Raw genomic sequence first — 20,403 nt, 5'->3', positions numbered from 1 at the left:
GGGTTCCCTGGCTCATAGCCGGTGCATGCGGTCGCCGTGGGCGAAGCCCAGCGGGTTGAACTGCAGGCCGGCGGTGGCGAAGGCGATGACCTTGAACAGCTCGCCCATCTCGTGTTCGGTGACCAGCTTCTGGCCCATGGCACGTTCGCGCAGCTCGGCGCCGGCCATCATCTCGGCGATGCCGCAGTTGAAGAGGAAATGCGCCTGGCTGGTGTAGCCGATCACGTCCAGTCCGGCTTGCTGGCCGGCCAGCGCGATGCCTGTGAAGTTGACGTGCGCGGTCAGGTCCTTCTCGCCCGGGTCGCCCAGCGGGTCGTGGTCGACCTGGTGCAGGCGGTGGGCGATGAGCGTGCCCTGGTGGCGCTGCAGGTGGTAGTACTCGGCCTCGGGGAAGCCGTAGTCCAGGAAAAACGCCGCGCCGCGCTGCAGGTGCTCGGCCAGACTGCGGATGAAGGCCTCGGCCTGCGGGTGAATTTCGGTGACCATGCCGGGCAGCACGGCGCCGCCTTCGACGTCGATGAAGGGAATCGTCAGCTCGCTGGGCCGGTCGGCGAACACGAGCTGGCCGGCTTCGCCCAGCGCCACGCCGCGCTCGTGCCAGCTGCCCTCGGGCTGGCGCACCAGCAATTGCACCGGCATGGCGTCCAGCACCTCATTGCCGACCACCACGCCCTGCATCACGGCCGGCCATTCGCTGGCCCATGAGACCCGCTCACCAAAGCGGGCGAGGCGCAGGGCCTGGCGCGCGCGCAGCGTGCCGCTGAGGTCGATGATGGTGTAGCGCGTCAGCGGCTGGCCCAGCGCGTCCAGCGCGCTGATCAGCTGCTCTGCCAGCGCGCCGGAGCCGGCGCCGAATTCGAAGACTTCCGTCGTGCCGCTCTCGCGCAAGGCCTGCGCGACCTGCACGGCCAGCGCTCGGCCGAACAGCGACGTCAACTCCGGGGCGGTGACAAAGTCGCTGCCGCTTTGCGGCATCAGGCCGAACTTGCGGCTGCTGTTGGCGTAATAGCCCAGGCCGGGCTGGTACAAGGCCATGGCCATGTAGCGGTCAAACGGCAGCCAGCCGCCATTGGCCGCGATGGCCTGGGCGATCAGCGTCAGCAAGTCGGCAGACGCCGTGCCGGGCAAGGCCTCACCCGGCCGCTGTGCTGGCGGCACCGATACACTGTCGGGTTGGCTTTTTCGCATCGCGAGATTGTAGGTTCCATGGCTTCGCCCTCCTCCCTTGCTGCCTCACTGCCCGCTGGCGTGCGCCCAGTTTCGCTGGTCACCGGCGGCGCACGGCGCATTGGCCGCGAGATCGCGCTGTACCTGGCGCGCCACGGACACGACCTGGCGCTGCATTGTCGGCAGTGGGGTCACGAGGCCGAAGAGACCGCGGCCGAGTTGCGGGCGCTGGGCGCGCAGGTGGCAGTGCTGCAGGCCGAGCTGGCGGACGAGGCCGAATGCAGGGCGCTGGTGCCGGACGCGGTGGCCCGCCTGGGCCGGCTGGACGCGGTGGTCAACAACGCTTCGCTGTTCGAATACGACGATGCCACCACGGCCAGTACCGCGCTGATGGCAAGCCACTGGGCCGCGAACACCGCCGCGCCGGTGCTGCTGGCGCAGGCACTGGCCGCGCATGTGAACGAGCGCGCAGCGACCGAAACCGCCGCGACGGGCTGCGTGGTCAACCTGCTGGACCAGAAGCTGTGGAACCCGAACCCGGACTATTTCTCGTACACGCTGAGCAAGGCCGCGCTGCGCGAGGCCACGGTCCTGCTGGCCCAGGCGCTGGCGCCGCGCGTGCGGGTGGTGGGCGTGGCGCCTGGCGTCACGCTGCTGTCCGGCCCGATGACCGAGGCCGAGTTGGCCCAGGCCAGCCGCATGACGCCGCTGCAGCGCTCGTCCAGCCCGGCCGACATTGCGCGCGCAGTGCTGTTCCTGATCGAGTCACCCGCCATCACCGGCACCACGCTGCTGGTAGACGGCGGCCAGCACCTGAGCGCACAGCCGCGTGACGTGCTGTTCCTGGCGCGGGCCCAGGCCACCACCACCGCCCTTCCCGTTTCTTCTTCGCAAAGCTGATCGCCATGTCGACCACTGCCCTGCTCCATCCGCGCCTGGCCGATTGCCGCCGGCTGTTCCTGCGCAACTACGAGGTGTGGATCAACATCGGCGTGCACGACTTCGAGAAGAAGGGCGAGCAGCGGGTGCTGTTCAACATCGAGCTGTTCGTGCCGCTGGCCATGTCCACGCCCAAGGACGACGAACTGCGCGAGGTGCTGGACTACGACTTCATGCGCCGCAGCATCGCGCAGCGGGTTTCGCTGGGCCACATCCATCTGCAGGAGACCTTGTGCGACGAGGTGCTGGCGCTGATGCTCGCCCACCCCAGCGTGCGCGCCGCGCGGGTCTCGACCGAGAAGCCCGATGTCTACCCGGACTGCGATGCGGTGGGCGTCGAAGTCTTCGGCCTGAAGGATTGAGCCGCCATGAACGCTTCCGCTGACACCCAGGCCTTGCGCGCCGCCGAAGCTTTTGCCGCCGAGACGGCAGAAGCGGCCGAGGCCAACAAGAAGGCCAAGAAGGCCGCCTTCGAGACCAACAAGCTGAGCAAGCGGCTGCACCGTCAGGTCGGCCAGGCGATTGCCGACTTCAACATGATCGAGGACGGCGACAAGGTCATGGTCTGCCTGTCCGGCGGCAAGGACAGCTACGCCATGCTGGACATCCTGCTGAACATGCAGCAGCGTGCGCCAATCAAGTTCAGCATCGTCGCGGTGAACCTGGACCAGAAGCAGCCCGGCTTCCCGGAAGACGTGCTGCCGACCTACCTGAAAAGCCGCGGCGTGGACTTCCACATCGAGGAGCAGGACACCTATTCCATCGTCACCAACCTGATTCCCCAGGGCAAGACCATGTGCAGCCTGTGCTCGCGGCTGCGCCGCGGCATCCTGTACCGGGTGGCGAAGGAGCTGGGGGCCACGAAGATTGCGCTGGGCCACCACCGCGACGACATGGTGGTGACGATGCTGATGAACATGTTCTTCGGCTCGCGCCTGAAGGGCATGCCGGCCAAGCTGGTGAGCGACAACGGCGAGCACGTGGTGATCCGCCCGCTGGCCTACGTGGCCGAGACCGACCTGGAGAAGTGGGCCGTGCACCGCGAGTTCCCCATCATCCCGTGCAGCCTGTGCGGCAGCCAGGACAACCTGCAGCGGGTCCAGATCAAGCAGATGATCCGCGACTGGGACAAGCAGTACCCCGGCCGCATCGACAACATGTTCACCGCGATGGGCAACATCTCGCTGTCGCACCTGATGGACCGCAAGCTGTTCCCGTTTGCCAGCATGCGCGCCACCGGCACACCCGACCCGCAAGGCGACAAGGCCTTCGACGAGGACGAGGATTGCGGCAGCACATCCGGCGGCAGCGGCATTGCGGTACAAACCATCAAGCTGGACCTGGCCTGAGCCTCGCTGTCGTGTCGCTGTCCTGACTGCGCGCACGGCCTGGGCGTCTGTCAGCACGGCGCACGGCTGGTTCGTTAGCCAGATTACGGGGCGCTGAAGCTTTGCAGCGCCAATTTCGAGGAGATCACCGTGCAAGCAGTTTCCAGAACTTCCACTTCCAACCGCCGCCGCGTGCTGGGTGCCACCGCGGCAGCCTTGGCCGCCGTCACGCTGGCCGGCTGCGCCGGCTGGAACATGCTGACCAGCCAGGTCACCACCTTCGGCACGTGGCCGGCCGAGCGCCAACCCGGCACCTTCGCGTTCGACCGGCTGCCCTCGCAGCAGGTGCATGCCAAGGATCAGGATGCCGTGGAGCAGATGGCGCTTCCGGGGCTGACCGCCGCCGGCTTCGTGCCCGCCGCGCCGGGCACCCAGGCCGACGTGCTGGTGCAGATCGGCGCCCGCTTCGACCGCCAGGACCGCTCGCCCTGGGACGACCCGCTGTGGGTGCGCCCCTGGGGCCCGCGCTGGGTGGGCACGCCCTGGGCCGGCCCGTTCTGGCGCGACTACGCGCTACGCAACCCTGGCTACAGCCGCGAGGTGGCCGTGCTGATCCGCGATCGCAGCAGCGGCGAGGCGCTGTACGAGGCGCGCGCTTCCAGCGACGGCACCACGCAGGGCGGCACCGCCATCTTCACGGCGATGTTCAGCGCTGCGCTGAAGGGCTTCCCGGCGGTGCAGAGCGAGCCGCACGACGTCACAGCCGGTTTGCCAGGCTGACACCTCAGACACCGCAGCCAACGGCGCCCTCGGGCGCCGTTTCGCTTTGCGCGCCGCCGATAATCGCAGCATGAACCTGAACGTCGTGATCATGGCCGCGGGCAAGGGCACCCGCATGCGCTCCGCGCTGCCCAAGGTGCTGCACAAGTTGGCCGGCCTGCCCTTGCTGCAGCATGTGCTGCGCAGCAGCGCCGAGCTGCAGGCGCAGCACACGGTGCTGGTCACAGGCCACGGCGCCGAGGCGGTCGAGGCCACTGTCGGCGCTGACGTGCGCTGCGTGCGCCAGATGCCGCAGTTGGGCACCGGCCATGCGGTGCAGCAGGCGGTGCCGGCACTGGACGACACCGCCGGCACCACGCTGATCCTCAATGGCGACGTGCCGCTGATCCGCCCGGCCACCGCGAGGGCGCTGGCCGAGGCCTGCGCCGAAACGAAGCTGGCGCTGCTGACGGTGACGCTGGCCGACGCGACCGGCTACGGCCGCATCGTGCGCAGTGCGGATGGGCAGCAGATCCTGGCCATCGTCGAGCACAAGGACGCCAGCGCCGCGCAACGCGAGATCCGCGAGGTCTATACCGGCATGATGGCGGCACCGACCGTGGCGCTGAAGCGCTGGGTGGCCACGCTGAAGAACGACAACGCGCAGCAGGAGTTCTACCTGACCGACATCGTCGCGATGGCGGTGGCCGAGGGCGTGCCTGTGGTCAGCGCGCAGCCGGCCGACGAGACCGAGGTGCTGGGCGTCAACAGCCCGTCGCAGCTGGCCGAGTTGGAGCGCCGGCTGCAGCGCCGCCAGGCCGAAGCGCTGATGGACGCCGGCGTGCGCCTGGCCGACCCGGCGCGCTTCGACCAGCGCGGCACGCTTGCCTGCGGGCAGGACGTGGAGATCGACGTGAACTGCGTGTTCGAAGGCACGGTGACGCTGGGTGACAGCGTGCAGGTTGGCGCGAACTGCGTGATCCGCAATGCGGCGATTGCCGCTGGCGCGCAGATCCGCCCCTTCACCCACATTGACGGCGAAGCCGATGGCGTGACGGTGGGCGAAGGCTCGCTGATCGGCCCGTTTGCGCGGCTGCGGCCGGGCGCGGTGCTGGGCCGCGAAGTGCACATCGGCAACTTCGTCGAAGTGAAGAACTCGACGCTGGCCGACGGCGCCAAGGCCAACCACCTGGCCTACCTGGGCGACGCGACCGTGGGCGCGCGCGTGAACTATGGCGCCGGCAGCATCACCGCCAACTACGACGGCGCGAACAAGCACCGCACGGTGATTGGCGACGACGTGCACGTGGGCTCGAACTGCGTGCTGATCGCGCCCATCACGCTGGGTGCCGGCGGCACGATTGGCGGCGGCTCGACGATCAGCAAGAACACCCCCGAGGGCCAGCTCACGGTGTCCCGCGCCAAGCAGATCAGCCTGCCGAACTGGACGCGGCCGGTAAAGGCCAAGAAGAGCTAGGCGCTGGCCAACTGGCGACGGTAAACCGACATCGCCAGGCACAGGTCTTCCCAGGTCTTGGCCTTCTCGGTCAACTGGCGCAGCAGGTAGGCCGGGTGGTAGGTGACGATGACCGGCACGCTGGCATGCTGGTGCACCTTGCCCCGCAGCTTGCCGACCGATTCGTCGGTGCCCAGCAACTGCTGGATCGCGAAGCGGCCCATGGCCAGGATCAGCTTGGGCTGCACCAGCTCGATCTGGCGCGACAGGAAGGGCGCACACAGGGCCAGCTCTTCGGGCAGCGGATTGCGGTTGCGCGGCGGCCGGCATTTCAGCGTGTTGGCAATGAAAACCTGCTGCGCCGCCTCGCCGTCCTGGCGGGTCAGGCCCACGGCCTTCAACATCTGGTCCAGCAACTGGCCGGCGGCGCCGACAAAAGGCTCGCCCAGCCGGTCCTCCTGCTCACCCGGCGCCTCGCCGACGATCATCCAGTGCGCCTGCGGATGGCCGACGCCGAAGACGGTCTGCGTGCGGCTTTCGCACAGGCTGCAGGCGGTGCAAGCGGCCACCGCTTCGCGCAGCGCGGGCCAGTCCATGCTGGTGACGGGGCTGTCGCTGCGCGGCATGGCCACAGGCGCTGGCGTCGCGGGCCGAGCCACAGGTGAAGATGCAGTGGGAGCTGCCTGCACTTGAGCGGCCGGCGCCGGCCGCTCAATCACCTCGGCGGGCGGCAGCGCCGGGGCAGGTGCTGGCGGTGTGTCCAGCAACAGTTCTGCAGCAGGCGGCGGCGCCCAGACCTTCAGGCCCATGCCGCGCAGCAGCGCCTGCTGGCGTTCAGACCAGGTCATGTGAATCCTCCGCACCACCGAGCTGGGCTGGCAGCAGGCCGGGCGACTGCAGCGCGGCACGCATCACCACCGCGTCTTCGCGCAAGCCCTGTCCTGCCGGGTAATAGGCCTTGCGGCGGCCGACTTCGGTGAAGCCGCTGAAGGCGTAGAGCCGGCGCGCGCGATGGTTGCTGTCGCGCACTTCCAGCCACAGCGTTTGCGCGCCTTGGCCCCAAGCCTGCGCAGCCAGGTGCGCCAGCAGTCGCCGCGCATGGCCCCGGCCTTGCGCGGCAGGTGCGACGGTGATGTTGAGCAAGTGCGCTTCCTCGACGCCAGGCATCGCGACGTAATAGCCCAGGCAGCCGGGCTGGCGCTCGGTGCGGCGGGTGCCGGGCGCCGGTGGTTCGATCAGCAGCCAGGCGGCATAGCCCGCGGCCAGCGAGTCGGTGAAATTACCGCGGCTCCACGGGAAGCTGTAGGCCTGCTGCTCCAGGTGGCAGACCAGGTCCAGGTCGGCCACCGTCATCGCGCGCAGCGCCAGCCCGCCCAGCGCGGGCCAGGGCGCCACGCCGGAGGGTTCGGTCTCCTGCGGACGCGCGCTCATGCCTGGCTGGCCTTCAAGACTTCGCGCTCGGCCGTGGTCAACGCCACCTTGTCGCGCACATAGACCGGAAGAGCCTGCTCAGGCGGCACAGCGGCACCATCGGTCCAGGCGGCGCGGGCCAGCCGCAACAGTGCAGCAGCCCGGTCGACCTGCTGAGGCCAGGCTTGCGCGCCTGCGGGCAGCGGCAGGCGTTCGCCGAAGGCCTGCATCGCGTTGCCGGCAACGTGGCGCGGCGGCTGGCCGGCCCAGCGCAGCTGCAGGGTTTCGAGGCCATGCAGCGCGGGCGCTTGCAGCGTGGCCCAGCGCCGGCCATCGTGCTGGTAGGCGGCAGCGTAGACCTCGTCCATGCGCGCGTCCATCGCGACCCAGAGGATTTCGCGCGCAGCGGCAGCGCCCTGGCTGCGGGCGTCCTCGGCGACGATCAGCAGGCTGTCGATGCACAGCGCGGGTTTGCCGGCGCCAAAGGCCAGGCCTTGGGTGACCGAGACCGCCGTGCGCAAGCCGGTGAAGGCGCCGGGACCCTGGCCACAGGCAATCGCGTCGAGCTCGGTCATCGTCAAACCGGCCTCGGCCAGCAGCGACAGCACCAGCGGGATCAGCGTGGCGGAGGCTGCCGCGCCACCGATTTCGTTGCGCGTCAGGACCAGATCGCCATGGCACAGCGCCACGGCCATCTGCTCGGTGGCGGTGTCCAGCGCCAGCAGATTCATGGGGTTTGCGGGCCGCGCGCTGACGGACCGGACGAAGGAGAAGACGAGGCAACGCGCATCGCGGAAGTGTAGCCGTGCGATCATTTCCGCATGCATTTCCCACTCCCTCGCCACCGGCGCAGGACTGCCCTGGCGGCGCTGCTGATCGCGGCGCTGGCGCCGGTCGCCCAAGGCGCGGAGGTCCAGGCCTTGCCGACTGGCGTGCAAGCCGCGCTGCAGCGCGCCAAGCTGCCCGACAGCGCGCTGTCCGCCGTCGTGCAGGAGGTGCGCAACGGGCCAGAGCCCGGCGTGCCGCTGCTGCGCTGGAACGAGGCCCAGCCGGTCAACCCGGCCTCGGTCTTCAAGCTGCTGACCACCTTTGCCGCGCTGGACCTGCTGGGCCCTGCATGGACCTGGAGCACCCCGGTCTACTTCGGTGGCCCGGTGCGCGACGGCGTGCTCGAAGGCTCGCTGTACCTGCGTGGCAGCGGTGACCCGACGCTGGTGATGGAGCGCGTGTGGCTGATGCTGCGCCATCTGCAGCAGCTCGGCGTGCGCGAGATTCGCGGCGACATCGTGCTGGACCGCGGCGCCTGGAGCCTGCCGGCCAGCTCGCCAGCTGATTTCGATGGCGAATCCGCCCGCCCCTACAACGTCCGGCCCGACCCACTGCTGCTGAACCTGAAGGCCTTCACGCTGACGTTGCGGCCCGACCCGGCGCGCGGCATCGCCAGCGTCAGCATGGAGCCGCTGCTGGCCGGCGTGGCGGCCGACACCAGCGTGCCGCTGGCGGCCGGCCCTTGCGAGGACTGGCGCACGGCGCTGAAGCCGGACTGGAGCGACCCCGGCAAGGTGCGGCTGACCGGCCGCTACCCGGCCAGCTGCGGCGAACAGCCCTGGCCCGTCGCCTACAGCGACCCGGCCAGCTTCAACGCGCGGCTGCTGGCGCAGACCTGGTTCGAGCTGGGCGGCCGGCTGGGCGGCAAGGTGCTGGACGGCGCGGTGCCCGCAGGGCTGAAGCCGGCCTGGGAGCAACGCTCGCCGCCGCTGGCCGAGGTGGTGCGCGACATCAACAAGTTCAGCAACAACGTGATGGCCGAGCAGCTGTTCCTCAGCCTGCCCGGTGCCACCCGGGCCGACGCCGACCTGAGCGGCTCGCGGCCGGAGGATGCCCGCGCGCTGCTGCAGCGCTGGCTGCAGGCGCGGCTGGGCGACGCGGCGCAGCGCGAAGTCGTGGTGGCCAATGGCTCCGGGCTGTCACGCGACAGCCGGGTCAGCGCCCTGGCCCTGGCCCAGTTGCTGGCCCAGGCCTGGCAAAGCCCGGTGATGCCGGAGCTGATTTCGTCGCTGCCGGTCAGTGGCATGGACGGCACGCTGCGCCGCTCTGTCACCACGCTGGGCCGCGCCCACCTGAAGACCGGCTCGCTGCGCGATGTGAATGCGGTCGCCGGCTTTGTGCTGTCCAACAGCGGCCGGCGCTACGTGGTGGTGGCGATGCTGAACCATCCGCTGGCCGGCGCCGGGCGACCGGTGCTGGACGCGCTGGCCCAGTGGGCCATCGACGATGCAAAACGCTGAAAGACAAACGCCGCCTTGAAGGCGGCGCTCGAAGGTCAGGCAGGGCCCGATCAGAACGGGTTGTTCACGGCGCGCGAAATGGCTGCGTTCCCTAGCTGCTCCTGCGCCAGGGGCGCGATCAGCCGCAGGCCATCGGCCCACAGGTTCTTGGTTGCCGCGGTGTCCGAGGTCACGGTCGCCGTGGTGCAGGTGCCCAGCGCATCGCCGCCGTCCAGGTAGCCATCGGCGTCGGCATCCACCCCGTTGATGGTCTCGACATGGTCCTCGTTGCAGGCCAGGTCTGAGGTGTTGTAGCCGCCGTAGCGGTCCAGGTTGGCGACGATGTCGTTCAGCGACAGCAGGCCGATCTTGGTGCCATCGTTGATCAGCGCCAAACGCAGGCCGGTATTGAAGGCCTCGCTCATGCTGGTCATGGTCTTCGCCTCGGCCGAGCCTTGCGACAGCGCCCAGGGACTCAGGCCCACGTCGAAGATCTGGCTCACCAGCACCCGCGGCCCCAGGCCGGCCAGCTTGTTCACCAGTGCACCGACCTGCGCGCCGCGGTTCTGGGCTTCGGCGACCTTCTCGCCTTCGGCGCTGAAGTTCAGGTTGTCCTTGAAGATCTCGACAATGTCGTTGACGCCGACCAGCACCGTGATCAGGTCCTTGTTGTTCAGAGGGTCGTGCACGATGTTGGCCTGGAAAGCCTCGACCTGAGGTTCCAGCGTGCGAACGGTGGCGCCGTAATGGGCCAGCATGTAGGCCTGCAACTTGTCTTCGCTGAGTGCATTGGGATTGCACTCCTTGAAAACAAGGCCAAAGTCGGAAGCCAGGCGTTGAACCCAGATGGACTGGGCTGTGAGATTGCAGGCGATGGTGCCATTGGTCGTGTCGCCGGTGTTCAAGCCGTTCATCGCGAAGTTATAGCCATTGCCGTTGTTGTCACGGTCCACCAGTGCGCTGATTTCGTCACCGAGCACGATCAGCCGATCGGGGTTGAACTGATCCACACGAGAAGTGCTGCCACCGCAGGCGGCCAGCAGGCCGGCCGACAGCAGCGCGGCACCCAGGCCACGCAGCAGTTGGCGGGCGGGAAACAAAAACGTCATCATGGCTCCAGTGTCATTCAATTCGAGGTGGGGCGGCGCAGGCCACTCAGGCGGCTGCGGCCCGTTGCAGCCGGTCTCGCACGCCCTCCCAGGCGGCGTCGGCAGGCGGGGTTTCGATCCAGATCAGCGGCACGCCCAGCGCATCGAGCGCGCGCAGTGCCGCAAACAATTCATGGGCCGCGGCCGCCGCGTCCTGCGGCATGGCCCGGTAAGGCATGCGCCGGTCGGCCGGCCGCACCGTGCGGGAATATACCGCTGCCAGCGGACGGCCCTGCGGCTCGCCTGCACCCAGCAACTGCAATGCGGCCTGCAACTGGGCTGCGTCCATCAACCTGACCTTGGCCCGTGGCGCGTAATGGGCTTCCAGCGTGCCGGACGCACGCGGGGCGGCCGCATCCGGTGCCAGCAGCGGCTCGCCGAGCACAGCCTCCAGCTCGGCGCGTGTCAGGCGGCCGGGGCGCAGCAGCACCGGCCTGGCGCGGGTGCAGTCGACGATGGTCGACTCGATGCCGACCTCGCAGTCGCCGCCGTCCAGCACCAGCAGGCCGTCGCCAAATTCGCCGGCCACATGCGCAGCACTGGTCGGGCTGACGCGGCCGAAGCCATTGGCACTGGGCGCTGCCACGCCGGGCACGCCCAGCGCGGCGGCAGCCTTCAACACCGCCAACGCGACCGGATGCGCGGGGCAGCGCAGCCCGATGCTGTCCTGCCCACCCGCAGCGGCTTCGGCCAGACCGGCCCGCCGAGGCACGATGACTGTCACCGGGCCGGGCCAGAAGGCATGGGCCAGACGCTGGGCACTGGCCGGCCATGCCGCGGCGAAGGCCTGCGCCGAAGCCACGTCGGGCACGTGCACGATCAGCGGATGGTCGCTGGGCCGACCCTTGGCGGCGAAGATGCGCGCCACCGCGGCCGGATCGTCGGCCCGCGCACCCAGCCCGTAGACGGTCTCGGTCGGCAGCGCTACCAGCTCACCTGCGGCCAGGCGTTCGGCGGCCAGCCTGATCGCGGCCGGCTCACGGCCCTGGAGAATGCTCATCTCGGCGCGGGGCTCAGAACCCGGGCAGGCCCAGCAGCGCGGCGGCCCGCAGCGCGGTGTCGCGCGCGGCCTCGGCGTTGGGGCCGGTCAGCGTCAGGTGGCCCATCTTGCGGCCGGGCCGGGCATCGGCCTTGCCGTACAGGTGCAGGTGGGCACCGGGCAAGGCCAGCACCTGCTCCCAGGGCGGCGTCACCTGCGTGCTGCCGCCGTCGCGCAACCACAGGTCGCCCAGCAGGTTCAGCATCACGCAGCAGGAATGCAGCCGCGGCGGCGCCAGCGGCAGGCCGGTCATCGCGCGCACCTGCAACTCGAACTGCGAAATGTCGCAGGCGTTCAGCGTGTAATGGCCGGAGTTGTGCGGCCGCGGTGCCATTTCGTTGGCGACCAGCCGCGGCTCGCCGCCATCGTCGTCGGCCAGCACGAAAAATTCGACGCACAGCACGCCGACGTAGCCCAGCTCGGCGGCGATCGCCGCAGCGCACTGCACCGCCTGCTGCGCCAGTTGCGGCGAGACGTCCGGCGCGGGCACTTCGGTCACGGCCAGAATGCCGTCGCGGTGCAGGTTCTGCTGCACCGGGAAGTTCACCAGTTGGCCATCGGCGCCACGCGCGACGATCACGCTCAGCTCGCGCAGCAGCGGCAGCCGCTGCTCCAGCACGCAGGCCACGCGGCCCAGGCGCTGCCAGGCAGCCGCCAGCTCGGCCGCATCGTTCACGCGGGCCTGCCCCTTGCCGTCGTAGCCCATGCGCGCGGTCTTCAGGATGCCGGGCAGCAGGCCGGCCGGTACTGCCGCCAGGTCGGCTTCGGTGCGGATGACCGCATGCGGCGCGCAGGGCACGCCCGCACGGCTGAAATGGGCCTTCTCGTCGGCACGGTCCTGGCAAATTGCCACCGCGTCACCCGCGGGCGCCACCGGCCGGCGCTCGGCCAGCACCCGCAGCGACTGGGCAGGCACGTTCTCGAATTCAGTCGTCACCGCGTCGGCCACATCGGCCAGCAGCGCCAGCCCGACCGGGTCCAGGTAGTCGGCCTGGATGTGGCGGTGCGAAACCAGCCCGGCCGGGCTGTCCGGGTCCGGGTCCAGCACTGCTGTGCGGTAGCCCAGGGCCTGGGCAGCGTGCACGAACATGCGGCCCAGCTGGCCGCCGCCCATCACGCCCAGCGTGGCCCCAGGCAACAGAGGCCGATCGGCTCGCGGCTGGGTCATTGCAGGTCCTGGGTCATCGCCCGCGCAACTTCGGTCTGGCGCACACGGAAGGCGGCCAGCTGCTCGCGCAGCGCGGCGTCCTGGTTGGCCAGCATCGCGACCGCGAACAGCGCGGCATTCGCTGCACCGGCGGTGCCGATGGCGAAGGTCGCGACCGGAATGCCCTTGGGCATCTGCACGATGGAATGCAGCGAGTCGACCCCTTGCAGGTGGCGGCTGGCGACCGGCACGCCGAGCACCGGCACCAGCGTCTTCGCAGCCAGCATGCCCGGCAGGTGGGCCGCACCGCCGGCACCGGCGATGATGGCCTGCAGGCCGCGCGCCTGCGCGGCTTCGGCATAGGCGAACATCTCGTCCGGCATGCGGTGGGCCGAGACAACACGCGCCTCATGGGCGATGCCGAACTCGGCGAGAATCTGGGCCGCGGCCTTCATGGTTTCCCAGTCGCTGGACGACCCCATGACAATGCCAACCACGGGCGAGGCGCTGTTCATCAAGGCTTCTGACTCCGGATCACACAAAACACGGATTTTAGGCTGCGCTTGTTTCCAGCCGGTGAGGCCTCATTTGCGACCCTGCCGCCGGTGGCCTGAAGAGGACCTTCAAACCGTCTGAGAACAGCGCCCGATCTGCGCCCTCCGCCAGCTTTTCCAAGAACACCATGATCGACATCACCATTGAGAATTTCCAGGCCGAGCTGATCGAAGCCTCGATGCAGCAGCCGGTCCTGCTGGACATCTGGGCGCCCTGGTGCGGGCCGTGCAAGTCGCTCAGTCCGGTGCTGGAAAAGCTGGAGACCGACTACGAAGGCCGCTTCCTGCTGGCCAAGCTCAACAGCGACGAACAGCCCGAGATCGCCGGCCAGCTGAGCCAGGCCTTTGGCGTGCGCTCCATCCCCTTCTGCGTGATGTTCTCGCAGGGCCAGCCGGTGGACGGCTTTGTCGGCGCGCTGCCGGAAGCGCAGATCCGCGAGTTCCTCGCCAAGCACGTGCCGACCGAGGACGAACTCGTTGCCGAGGCCGAAGTGGAAGAGGCCGAGCAGCTGATGGCCGAAGGTGGCGACGTGCAAGACGTGCTGGCCAAGCTGCAGGAAGCCGTTGCCATCGACCCGGCCAACGACACCGCCCGCCTGGACTACCTGAAGCTGCTGCTGAGCCTGGCAGGCGACGAGCCGGCGCGCATCGCGCAGGCCCGCCACGCCTTCGAGCCGGCCGCGGCCAAGGTGTTGTCCGATACCCGCTTCTCCGCCGTGGAGCACTGGCTGAAGGCGGCCGAGGCCATGGCACAGGCCCGCCCACGGGCCGAGCTGGACGCCGCCATCGCGGCGAACAAGCGTGACTTCGATGCACGCTTCGAGCGCGCCCAGCAACTGCTGGTCGCCGGCGAGCCGACCGCGGCCATGGACGAGCTGCTGGAGATCCTGATGCGCGACAAGGCCTGGAACCAGGACCTGGCGCGCAAGACCTATGTCGCCATCCTGGAGCTGATGACCAAGCCCGCGCCCAAGGCCGCAGCCGAGGCCGCAACCAAAGGCACGCTGGAAATCGCCGGCAAGGCCGCCGTGACCTCGTCCGACCCGGTGCTGGACCAGTACCGGCGCAAGCTCAGCATGGTGCTGTTCTGACCGGCTGATGCACTCGGCCTGCCGAGTGCATCAGCCCTTCAAATGACTTCTCGCAGCGTCGTGGCGAGGGTCTCGCGCATCGACTGCTGGTGCACTTTGTGCAGTGCCAGCGACTCCTCGGCGCGAGCCTGGTGCACCGCCGCTTCGTCGGGCAGCTGGCAAGCGCCAAACACCCGGGCCAGGCGGGCGTGGGTCGCCGCCCAATCGTCGGCATCGAACTGCGAGGCCAGGCCGCGCTCGGCCTGGCGCGCATCCCGCAGGCCTTCGGCCAGGCGCTGGCTGCACACATGGCACCAGGCCCGGTCGGCCAGGAAACGCGGCTCGCGGTAAGCCATGCCTTCGCTGCGGGCGCGGCCCAGGTAGGCATCGAACAAGGCCACGGCCTCGTCGAAACGGCCCAGCACGACCAGCAACTGCGCGCGCAGCTGGATCGGCACCATCGCGGTCAGCGCCACGGCACCTGCGCCCCAGTCGTAGTTCGCGGTGGACTCGGCTTCCAGCAAGGCCTTGGCGGCCACGTCCAGGTCGGTGTGGCCAAAGGCATCGTCAAGCCCGATGCGCGCCGAGCGCATCGCCGAGATGTTGTGCAGCAGCGCGCTGATCATCGAGCCGTCGCCATCGGCGCTGGCATGGGTGCGGGCCTTCAGGTACCAGACCTGCGAGGCCTCGTCGTCACCCGCGAAGCGGTAGGCGTCTGCCAGCACCAGCCCGGCACGGGCGCGGGCGCTGTGGTGGTCGGGTGCGGCCAGTTGCAGCGTCTCCAGCAGCTGCCCGGCCATCTGCGTCATGCTGGATTCGTTCCAGCTGCAGCTGGCCAGCCATGCCGAAGCCAGGGCCTGCATCGCGGTGTCGCCGGCCTCCATCGCCAGCTCGCGGCTGCGGCGGAACTTGTCCTTGGCCTTGGGCGCCAGCGCCTCGAAGTGGTCGATCTGCCCGTCCACCAGCCAGACCCACGCACTGAGCCGCGCCGAGCGTCGGCGCTGGCTCTGGGTGCGCAGCCCCGCCAGGGCAAAGCGGGCATCGGCCAGCAGGCCGTGGCGGGCCAGCGCGCCGGCACGTTCAGCCTTCAGGCATTCACGCTGGACCGGGTCATCGGCGCTGACAATCGCCGCGTCCAGCCGCTCGATCAGACGGGAGGCCATTGCAATGCGCCCCGCTTCAGCCGGTGAGGCGCTCGAGCGCCTCGCGGTACTTGGCAGCCGTGTGCCGCACCACCTCGGCCGGCAGCGCCGGCGCGGGTGCGGTCTTGCCCCAGGGCTTGCCGTCCACCGTGACCTGCTCCAGCCAGTCGCGTACAAACTGCTTGTCGTAGCTCGGCGGGTTGATGCCTTCCTGGTAGCCCTCGACCGGCCAGTAGCGCGAGGAGTCGGGCGTCAGCACCTCGTCCATCAGCGTCAGCGTGCCGTCGGCGTCCAGGCCGAACTCGAACTTGGTGTCGGCAATGATGATGCCCTTGGTCAGCGCAAAGGCGGCGGCCTCCTCGTAGAGGCGGATGGCGACCTCGCGCATCTTGGCCGCCAGCTCGGCGCCGATCTGCTTTTCCATCTGCGCAAACGAGATGTTCTCGTCGTGCTCGCCCATCTCGGCCTTGGTGGCCGGCGTGAAGATGGGTTGCGGCAGCTTGGAGGCGTTTTTCAGGCCGGCCGGCAGCTTCTCGCCGCAGACCGACTGGCTTTCCTGGTATTCCTTCCAGCCCGAGCCGGCGAGGTAACCGCGCACCACCGCCTCGACCGGGATCGGCTTCAGGCGCTTGACCAGCATTGCCCGGCCCTTGACCTGCGCCACCTCATCGGGCTCGACGACCGATTCCGGCGCGTCGCCGGTCAGGTGGTTGGGCACCACATGACCCAGCTTGTCGAACCAGAACAGCGCCATCTGCGTGAGCAGCGCGCCCTTGCCCGGAATCGGCTCGGCCATGACGACGTCGAAGGCCGACAGGCGGTCCGAGGCAATCATCAGGATACGGTCCTCGCCGACCGCATAGTTGTCTCGCACCTTGCCACGGGCCAGCAGAGGAAGGGAATGCAGGGAGCTTTCGTGCAGCGCGTGGTCCATGAAAAATCTCAAGTGAACAACAGGCGATTGTAAAACCGCCCGCGCGGCATGGGCACTGCCGGCGGGCGGTTTCGCGAATGCAGCCTAACAGAGAGGTCGCGGTGCAAGCCTGTCAGTTGACGGTCTGCGCCAGTTCGCCCAGCGCATAGCGGCGGGCCACGTCCGCCAGCGGCACGGCCTTGATCTTGCCCGCCTGGCCTTCGCAGCCAAACTCCAGGTAGCGCTGCTTGCAGACCTTCATTGCCGCCTCGCGGGCCGGCTTGAGCCATTCGCGCGCGTCGAACTTGTCGGGGTTCTCGGCCAGGAACTTGCGCACCGCGCCGGTCATCGCCAGGCGGATGTCGGTGTCGATGTTGATCTTGCGCACGCCGAACTTGATGGCCTCCTGGATCTCCTCGACCGGCACACCAAAGGTCTCCTTCATCTTGCCGCCGTACTGGTTGATCTGCGCCAGCAGCTCCTGCGGGACGGAGGAGGAACCGTGCATCACCAGGTGGGTGTTGGGAATGCGCTTGTGGATTTCCTTGACGCGGCTGATGGCCAGGATGTCACCGGTGGGCTTGCGGCTGAACTTGTAGGCGCCGTGGCTGGTGCCGATGGCAATCGCCAGCGCGTCCAGCTGCGTGGCCTTGACGAACACCGCCGCCTCTTCCGGGTCGGTCAACATCTGGCTGTGGTCCAGCTTCACGTCGGCGCCAATGCCGTCCTCCTCGCCAGCGTCGCCGGTTTCCAGGTTGCCCAGGCAGCCCAGCTCACCCTCGACCGTGACACCGACCTTGTGCGCCATCTCGACCACGCGGCGCGTCACGTCGACGTTGTAGTCGAACGAGGCCGGCGTCTTGCCGTCCTCGCGCAGCGAGCCGTCCATCATCACCGAGCCGAAGCCCAGGTCGATCGCACCCTGGCAGATCGCCGGGCTCTGTCCATGGTCCTGGTGCATCACCAGCGGGACTTGCGGCCAGGTTTCCACGGCCGCCTGGATCAGGTGCTTGATGAAATGCTCGCCGGCATATTTACGGGCGCCGGCACTGGCCTGCAGGATCACCGGCGCGTTGACTTCGGCCGCGGCCGACATCACGGCCTGCACCTGCTCCAGATTGTTGACGTTGAATGCCGGGATGCCGTAGCCGTTTTCGGCGGCATGGTCCAGCAGTTGGCGCATGGAAACGAGAGGCATGGTCTGCTCCGAGAGAGTGAAAAATCCTGAGGGCGGGCCGGCGGCAGAAGGCTGCCCGCGGCAGTCCTGCACTCTTCGTAACCACGCCGTAACTCGCCAAATTCTAACGACCGCAGGGCGCCGACGGGGGCTTCAGCCCCCAGTTCTTGGGCGCCGGCCTGCCGGCAACTGCGCCATATCGCCGCAAATCCCGTGCCTTTCCCCGCCTTTTCCGGCGCTGCCCATCGGCTTGGCCGGGCAAAACTTGAGCCCAATCTCGTTCAAGCATGTTCACAGGGCGCCCGTGCGCCGGAGAAGTCCCATGGCCCGCACCGATCTCGCTTCCGCCACCACCTGGATCACCTCGCTGGTGCAGCGGCACCCCAGCGGCCTGGCGCAAGCCGTGGCCGCCCGCGCCGGCTGCTCTCTGGCCAAGGCGCGCCGGTTGGTGCACCAGCTGACCGAACTGGGCTGGCTGAAGCGCTCCGGCCCGCTCAACCGGCCGCAATTCGAGGCTGGCCCCATGCGCCAGATCGTGCAGCGCTACCCGCTGCAAGGCCTGGACGAAGACCGTCCCTGGGCACGCGACTTTGCGCTGCATTTCTCGCTGCCCGTCCATGTGCGCGAAATGATGCAGCACGCCTTCACCGAGCTGCTGAACAATGCCATTGACCACAGCGAAGGCACGCAGGTCGCCATCTCGCTGCGCCAGACGAACAACCATGCCCAGTTGCTGGTGTCGGACGACGGCCGCGGCCTGTTCGACAAGATCCGCGAGGGCTTCGACATCGAAGACCCCGCCGCCGCGATGCTGGAACTGAGCAAGGGCAAGCTGACCAGCAGCCCGCAGCGCCACACCGGCCGCGGCCTGTTTTTCACCTCTCGCCTGGCCGACGTGTTCGATCTGCACGCCAATTCGCACGCTTTCCAACACCGAGAGTGGCGCGAATCGCACTGGGTGCAGGGCAAGGCCATGCGCCAGAGCGGCAGCGCGGTCTATCTGGCGATTGCACTGGACACCTCGCGCACGCTGGAACAGGTGATGCGCTCGGCCAGCCTGGACGGCGAAAGCTATGGCTTCGAACGCACCACGCTGCCGCTGCGCCTGCTGACCGGCGAACACGTGGCCCTCGAATCCCGCTCGCAGGCCCGCCGCGTCGCCGCCCGCCTGGGCCAGTTCAAGCAGGCCGAGCTGGACTTCAGCGGTGTCGAGCGCATCGGCCAAGGTTTCGCCGACGAACTCTTCCGCGTCTTTGCCCGCGACCAGCAGCAAGTCGAACTGCAGATCCGCAACGCGAGCAGAAATGTGGCCGCGATGATCGCGGCGGTTCAAGCCAGCTGAAATCAGCGGACCATGCAGACTTTCAACATGTTCGTACCGCCGGGGTGGCCCATCGGCTCGCCGCAGGTGATGGCGTAAGTGTCGCCAGGCTTCAAAGCCCCACGTGCCACCAGCAGGCGTTCGGCTTCGGCCAGGGCCTGGTCGCGGTCGGTGTGGGTGGGCATCAGGATCGGGCGCACGTTGCGGTAGAGCGCCATGCGGGTCTGCGAGCCGGCCTTGCTGGTCAGGCCGTAGATCGGCACCTTGATGCGGTAACGGCTCATCCACAGCGCCGTCGAACCCGATTCGGTCAGCGCGATGATGGCCTTGCAGCCGAGGTGGTGCGCGGTGAACAGCGCGCCCATCGCAATCGACTGGTCGATGCGGCCGAAGCGCTTGTTGGTGAAGTCGGCGTCCAGCCGCACGTCGTCGGCGCGCTCGGCCTCCAGCGCGATCTGCGCCATCTGCTCCACGGTTTCCACCGGATAACGGCCGGCGGCGGTCTCGGCGCTCAGCATCACCGCGTCGGTGCCGTCCAGCACGGCATTCGCCACGTCGCTCACTTCAGCGCGCGTCGGCACCGGGTTGACGATCATCGACTCCATCATCTGTGTGGCCGTGATGGCAATCTTGTCCATCTCGCGGGCCATGCGGATCATGCGTTTTTGCAGCGCCGGCACCGCCGCGTTGCCCACTTCCACCGCCAGGTCGCCGCGCGCGACCATGATGCCGTCGCTGGCCTTCAGGATGGCTTCCAGGTGCGGGATGGCTTCGCTGCGCTCGATCTTGGCGATCATCGCCGGCTTGTGGCGCCACGGTTCGCCGGCCACATTGGCCAGCTGGCGCGCCATTTCCATGTCGGTGGCATTCTTGGGAAAGCTCACGGCCAGGTAATCGCACTGGAAGCTCATCGCGGTCTTGATGTCTTCCATGTCCTTGCCGGTCAGCGCCGGCGCGGTCAGGCCGCCGCCCTGCTTGTTGATGCCCTTGTTGTTGGACAGCTCGCCGCCGATCTTCACCAGCGTGAAGACCTTGTCGCCCTGCACGCGGTCGACCGTCAGCACGATCAGGCCGTCGTTGAGCAGCAGCACGTCGCCGGGCTTCACGTCGCGCGGCAGTTCCTTGTAGTCAAGGCCCACGCCTTCGATGTCGCCAGGCTCGGTGCGGGCCGCATCCAGTACGAACGGCATGCCGTTCTCCAGCATCACCTTGCCCTGCTCGAACTTGCCGACGCGGATCTTCGGGCCCTGCAGGTCGGCCATCAGCGCAACCGTCTTGCCGACCTTGGCGGCGCACTGGCGCACCAGGTTCGCACGGTCGATGTGGTCTTGCGCCTTGCCGTGGCTGAAGTTCAGCCGCACCACGTCCACGCCAGCCTGCAACAAGCGCTCCAGGACCTCCGCGTCACTGGAAGCTGGGCCAAGGGTGGCGACGATTTTGGTGGCACGGGACATGAAGCGGTCTCCTGAGGGGGGCCTCATTATCCGCAGCCGCGGGCGCTTGGCGTTACAAGCGAATTACCAACGCAAAACGGTGAAATCGCGGACCGCCGCCGCGCGGCCGGTC

20 protein-coding genes are annotated in these 20,403 nt (G+C 68.5%); 8 read left to right on the top strand and 12 right to left on the bottom strand.

All coding sequences use genetic code 11. The annotated features are described in order from the left end of the window. Positions 1-12: 12 nt before the first annotated feature. Complete coding sequence (locus AC3WR5_RS28215; protein WP_492488803.1) at positions 13-1,188, bottom strand: class I SAM-dependent methyltransferase; 1,176 nt, start codon at positions 1,186-1,188, stop codon at positions 13-15. 18 nt (positions 1,189-1,206) lie between these two features. Between AC3WR5_RS28215 and AC3WR5_RS28210 the strand changes: the two genes are divergently transcribed. The 5 genes from AC3WR5_RS28210 to glmU all read left to right on the top strand — a co-directional run bounded on the left by AC3WR5_RS28210 (position 1,207) and on the right by glmU (position 5,670). Continuing rightward, positions 1,207-2,067, top strand: coding sequence for an SDR family oxidoreductase (locus AC3WR5_RS28210; protein WP_492488802.1), 861 nt, complete (start codon positions 1,207-1,209; stop codon positions 2,065-2,067). A gap of 5 nt (positions 2,068-2,072) precedes the next feature. Beyond that, positions 2,073-2,468 (top strand): dihydroneopterin aldolase, encoded by a 396-nt coding sequence (locus AC3WR5_RS28205; protein ID WP_492488801.1) that lies wholly within the window; start codon positions 2,073-2,075, stop codon positions 2,466-2,468. Positions 2,469-2,474: 6 nt separating this feature from the next. After that, complete coding sequence (gene ttcA, locus AC3WR5_RS28200) at positions 2,475-3,455, top strand: tRNA 2-thiocytidine(32) synthetase TtcA (RefSeq protein ID WP_492488800.1); 981 nt, start codon at positions 2,475-2,477, stop codon at positions 3,453-3,455. Positions 3,456-3,584: 129 nt separating this feature from the next. Beyond that, a complete protein-coding gene (locus AC3WR5_RS28195) occupies positions 3,585-4,214 on the top strand; it encodes a DUF4136 domain-containing protein (protein ID WP_492488799.1) in 630 nt (209 codons plus the stop codon). Positions 4,215-4,284: 70 nt separating this feature from the next. Next, positions 4,285-5,670: a bifunctional UDP-N-acetylglucosamine diphosphorylase/glucosamine-1-phosphate N-acetyltransferase GlmU gene (glmU, locus tag AC3WR5_RS28190; protein WP_492488797.1), complete on the top strand. Its 1,386-nt coding sequence runs from the start codon at positions 4,285-4,287 to the stop codon at positions 5,668-5,670. On the opposite strand, the gene AC3WR5_RS28185 is transcribed toward glmU, so the two are convergent. The 3 genes from AC3WR5_RS28185 to tsaB are packed head-to-tail and all read right to left on the bottom strand — an operon-like array spanning position 5,667 to position 7,790. Beyond that, on the bottom strand, positions 5,667-6,497 hold the full coding sequence (locus tag AC3WR5_RS28185) for a uracil-DNA glycosylase (RefSeq protein ID WP_492488795.1): 831 nt from the start codon (positions 6,495-6,497) through the stop codon (positions 5,667-5,669). The two genes, glmU and AC3WR5_RS28185, sit on opposite strands and share 4 nt — an antisense overlap. After that, complete coding sequence (rimI, locus tag AC3WR5_RS28180) at positions 6,484-7,080, bottom strand: ribosomal protein S18-alanine N-acetyltransferase (protein WP_492488794.1); 597 nt, start codon at positions 7,078-7,080, stop codon at positions 6,484-6,486. Before rimI ends, AC3WR5_RS28185 begins: the two co-directional genes overlap by 14 nt. Continuing rightward, the gene (gene tsaB / locus AC3WR5_RS28175) at positions 7,077-7,790 is read right to left on the bottom strand and encodes a tRNA (adenosine(37)-N6)-threonylcarbamoyltransferase complex dimerization subunit type 1 TsaB (RefSeq protein ID WP_492488792.1); all 714 of its coding nucleotides are present in this window, start codon (positions 7,788-7,790) and stop codon (positions 7,077-7,079) included. Before tsaB ends, rimI begins: the two co-directional genes overlap by 4 nt. A gap of 90 nt (positions 7,791-7,880) precedes the next feature. Here tsaB and dacB point away from each other — a divergent pair, with 90 nt between their 5' ends. Continuing rightward, positions 7,881-9,347, top strand: a complete 1,467-nt coding sequence (gene dacB / locus AC3WR5_RS28170; protein ID WP_492488791.1) for a D-alanyl-D-alanine carboxypeptidase/D-alanyl-D-alanine endopeptidase — start codon at positions 7,881-7,883, stop codon at positions 9,345-9,347. Positions 9,348-9,397: 50 nt separating this feature from the next. Here dacB and AC3WR5_RS28165 read toward each other — a convergent pair whose 3' ends face one another. The 4 genes from AC3WR5_RS28165 to purE are packed head-to-tail and all read right to left on the bottom strand — an operon-like array spanning position 9,398 to position 13,175. Then, entirely contained in the window at positions 9,398-10,435 is a 1,038-nt protein-coding gene (locus AC3WR5_RS28165; protein WP_492488789.1) for an SGNH/GDSL hydrolase family protein, read from the bottom strand. Between the two features lie 46 nt (positions 10,436-10,481). Continuing rightward, positions 10,482-11,474, bottom strand: coding sequence for an L-threonylcarbamoyladenylate synthase (locus AC3WR5_RS28160; protein ID WP_492488787.1), 993 nt, complete (start codon positions 11,472-11,474; stop codon positions 10,482-10,484). A gap of 13 nt (positions 11,475-11,487) precedes the next feature. Further along, entirely contained in the window at positions 11,488-12,681 is a 1,194-nt protein-coding gene (locus AC3WR5_RS28155) for a 5-(carboxyamino)imidazole ribonucleotide synthase (protein ID WP_231010059.1), read from the bottom strand. Further along, entirely contained in the window at positions 12,678-13,175 is a 498-nt protein-coding gene (gene purE, locus AC3WR5_RS28150) for a 5-(carboxyamino)imidazole ribonucleotide mutase (protein WP_141285834.1), read from the bottom strand. The genes AC3WR5_RS28155 and purE overlap by 4 nt, the downstream gene beginning before the upstream one ends. Positions 13,176-13,342: 167 nt before the next feature. Here purE and AC3WR5_RS28145 point away from each other — a divergent pair, with 167 nt between their 5' ends. Then, complete coding sequence (locus AC3WR5_RS28145; protein ID WP_492488784.1) at positions 13,343-14,305, top strand: tetratricopeptide repeat protein; 963 nt, start codon at positions 13,343-13,345, stop codon at positions 14,303-14,305. Between the two features lie 38 nt (positions 14,306-14,343). On the opposite strand, the gene AC3WR5_RS28140 is transcribed toward AC3WR5_RS28145, so the two are convergent. The 3 genes from AC3WR5_RS28140 to fba form a co-directional block, all read right to left on the bottom strand. Then, entirely contained in the window at positions 14,344-15,447 is a 1,104-nt protein-coding gene (locus tag AC3WR5_RS28140) for a hypothetical protein (protein WP_141285830.1), read from the bottom strand. 16 nt (positions 15,448-15,463) lie between these two features. Continuing rightward, positions 15,464-16,360: a phosphoribosylaminoimidazolesuccinocarboxamide synthase gene (locus AC3WR5_RS28135; protein ID WP_492488782.1), complete on the bottom strand. Its 897-nt coding sequence runs from the start codon at positions 16,358-16,360 to the stop codon at positions 15,464-15,466. 112 nt (positions 16,361-16,472) lie between these two features. Then, positions 16,473-17,537, bottom strand: a complete 1,065-nt coding sequence (gene fba, locus AC3WR5_RS28130) for a class II fructose-bisphosphate aldolase (protein WP_492488780.1) — start codon at positions 17,535-17,537, stop codon at positions 16,473-16,475. A gap of 301 nt (positions 17,538-17,838) precedes the next feature. Between fba and AC3WR5_RS28125 the strand changes: the two genes are divergently transcribed. Next, positions 17,839-18,858: an STAS-like domain-containing protein gene (locus tag AC3WR5_RS28125; RefSeq protein ID WP_492488778.1), complete on the top strand. Its 1,020-nt coding sequence runs from the start codon at positions 17,839-17,841 to the stop codon at positions 18,856-18,858. A 2-nt stretch (positions 18,859-18,860) separates the two neighbouring features. On the opposite strand, the gene pyk is transcribed toward AC3WR5_RS28125, so the two are convergent. Next, positions 18,861-20,291, bottom strand: coding sequence for a pyruvate kinase (gene pyk / locus AC3WR5_RS28120; RefSeq protein ID WP_141285821.1), 1,431 nt, complete (start codon positions 20,289-20,291; stop codon positions 18,861-18,863). Between the last annotated feature and the right edge of the window lie 112 nt (positions 20,292-20,403).

The organism is Ideonella sp. FW305-24 (assembly GCF_058788035.1).
The sequence above is the reverse complement of the archived record's forward strand: the minus strand, read 5'-3'. Positions and strand labels throughout refer to the sequence as shown.

What these genes read in the sequence shown, in the direction of transcription:
- glmU (WP_492488797.1), top strand. Translation starts at nt 4,285, where the DNA reads ATGAACCTGAACGTCGTGATCATGGCCGCGGGCAAGGGCACCCGCATG.
- fba (WP_492488780.1), bottom strand. Translation starts at nt 17,537, where the DNA reads ATGCCTCTCGTTTCCATGCGCCAACTGCTGGACCATGCCGCCGAAAAC.
- AC3WR5_RS28185 (WP_492488795.1), bottom strand. Translation starts at nt 6,497, where the DNA reads ATGACCTGGTCTGAACGCCAGCAGGCGCTGCTGCGCGGCATGGGCCTG.
- AC3WR5_RS28165 (WP_492488789.1), bottom strand. Translation starts at nt 10,435, where the DNA reads ATGACGTTTTTGTTTCCCGCCCGCCAACTGCTGCGTGGCCTGGGTGCC.
- AC3WR5_RS28155 (WP_231010059.1), bottom strand. Translation starts at nt 12,681, where the DNA reads ATGACCCAGCCGCGAGCCGATCGGCCTCTGTTGCCTGGGGCCACGCTG.
- rimI (WP_492488794.1), bottom strand. Translation starts at nt 7,080, where the DNA reads ATGAGCGCGCGTCCGCAGGAGACCGAACCCTCCGGCGTGGCGCCCTGG.
- AC3WR5_RS28125 (WP_492488778.1), top strand. Translation starts at nt 17,839, where the DNA reads ATGGCCCGCACCGATCTCGCTTCCGCCACCACCTGGATCACCTCGCTG.
- AC3WR5_RS28135 (WP_492488782.1), bottom strand. Translation starts at nt 16,360, where the DNA reads ATGGACCACGCGCTGCACGAAAGCTCCCTGCATTCCCTTCCTCTGCTG.
- ttcA (WP_492488800.1), top strand. Translation starts at nt 2,475, where the DNA reads ATGAACGCTTCCGCTGACACCCAGGCCTTGCGCGCCGCCGAAGCTTTT.
- AC3WR5_RS28160 (WP_492488787.1), bottom strand. Translation starts at nt 11,474, where the DNA reads ATGAGCATTCTCCAGGGCCGTGAGCCGGCCGCGATCAGGCTGGCCGCC.
- AC3WR5_RS28205 (WP_492488801.1), top strand. Translation starts at nt 2,073, where the DNA reads ATGTCGACCACTGCCCTGCTCCATCCGCGCCTGGCCGATTGCCGCCGG.
- AC3WR5_RS28145 (WP_492488784.1), top strand. Translation starts at nt 13,343, where the DNA reads ATGATCGACATCACCATTGAGAATTTCCAGGCCGAGCTGATCGAAGCC.
- pyk (WP_141285821.1), bottom strand. Translation starts at nt 20,291, where the DNA reads ATGTCCCGTGCCACCAAAATCGTCGCCACCCTTGGCCCAGCTTCCAGT.
- tsaB (WP_492488792.1), bottom strand. Translation starts at nt 7,790, where the DNA reads ATGAATCTGCTGGCGCTGGACACCGCCACCGAGCAGATGGCCGTGGCG.
- purE (WP_141285834.1), bottom strand. Translation starts at nt 13,175, where the DNA reads ATGAACAGCGCCTCGCCCGTGGTTGGCATTGTCATGGGGTCGTCCAGC.
- dacB (WP_492488791.1), top strand. Translation starts at nt 7,881, where the DNA reads ATGCATTTCCCACTCCCTCGCCACCGGCGCAGGACTGCCCTGGCGGCG.
- AC3WR5_RS28140 (WP_141285830.1), bottom strand. Translation starts at nt 15,447, where the DNA reads ATGGCCTCCCGTCTGATCGAGCGGCTGGACGCGGCGATTGTCAGCGCC.
- AC3WR5_RS28210 (WP_492488802.1), top strand. Translation starts at nt 1,207, where the DNA reads ATGGCTTCGCCCTCCTCCCTTGCTGCCTCACTGCCCGCTGGCGTGCGC.
- AC3WR5_RS28215 (WP_492488803.1), bottom strand. Translation starts at nt 1,188, where the DNA reads ATGCGAAAAAGCCAACCCGACAGTGTATCGGTGCCGCCAGCACAGCGG.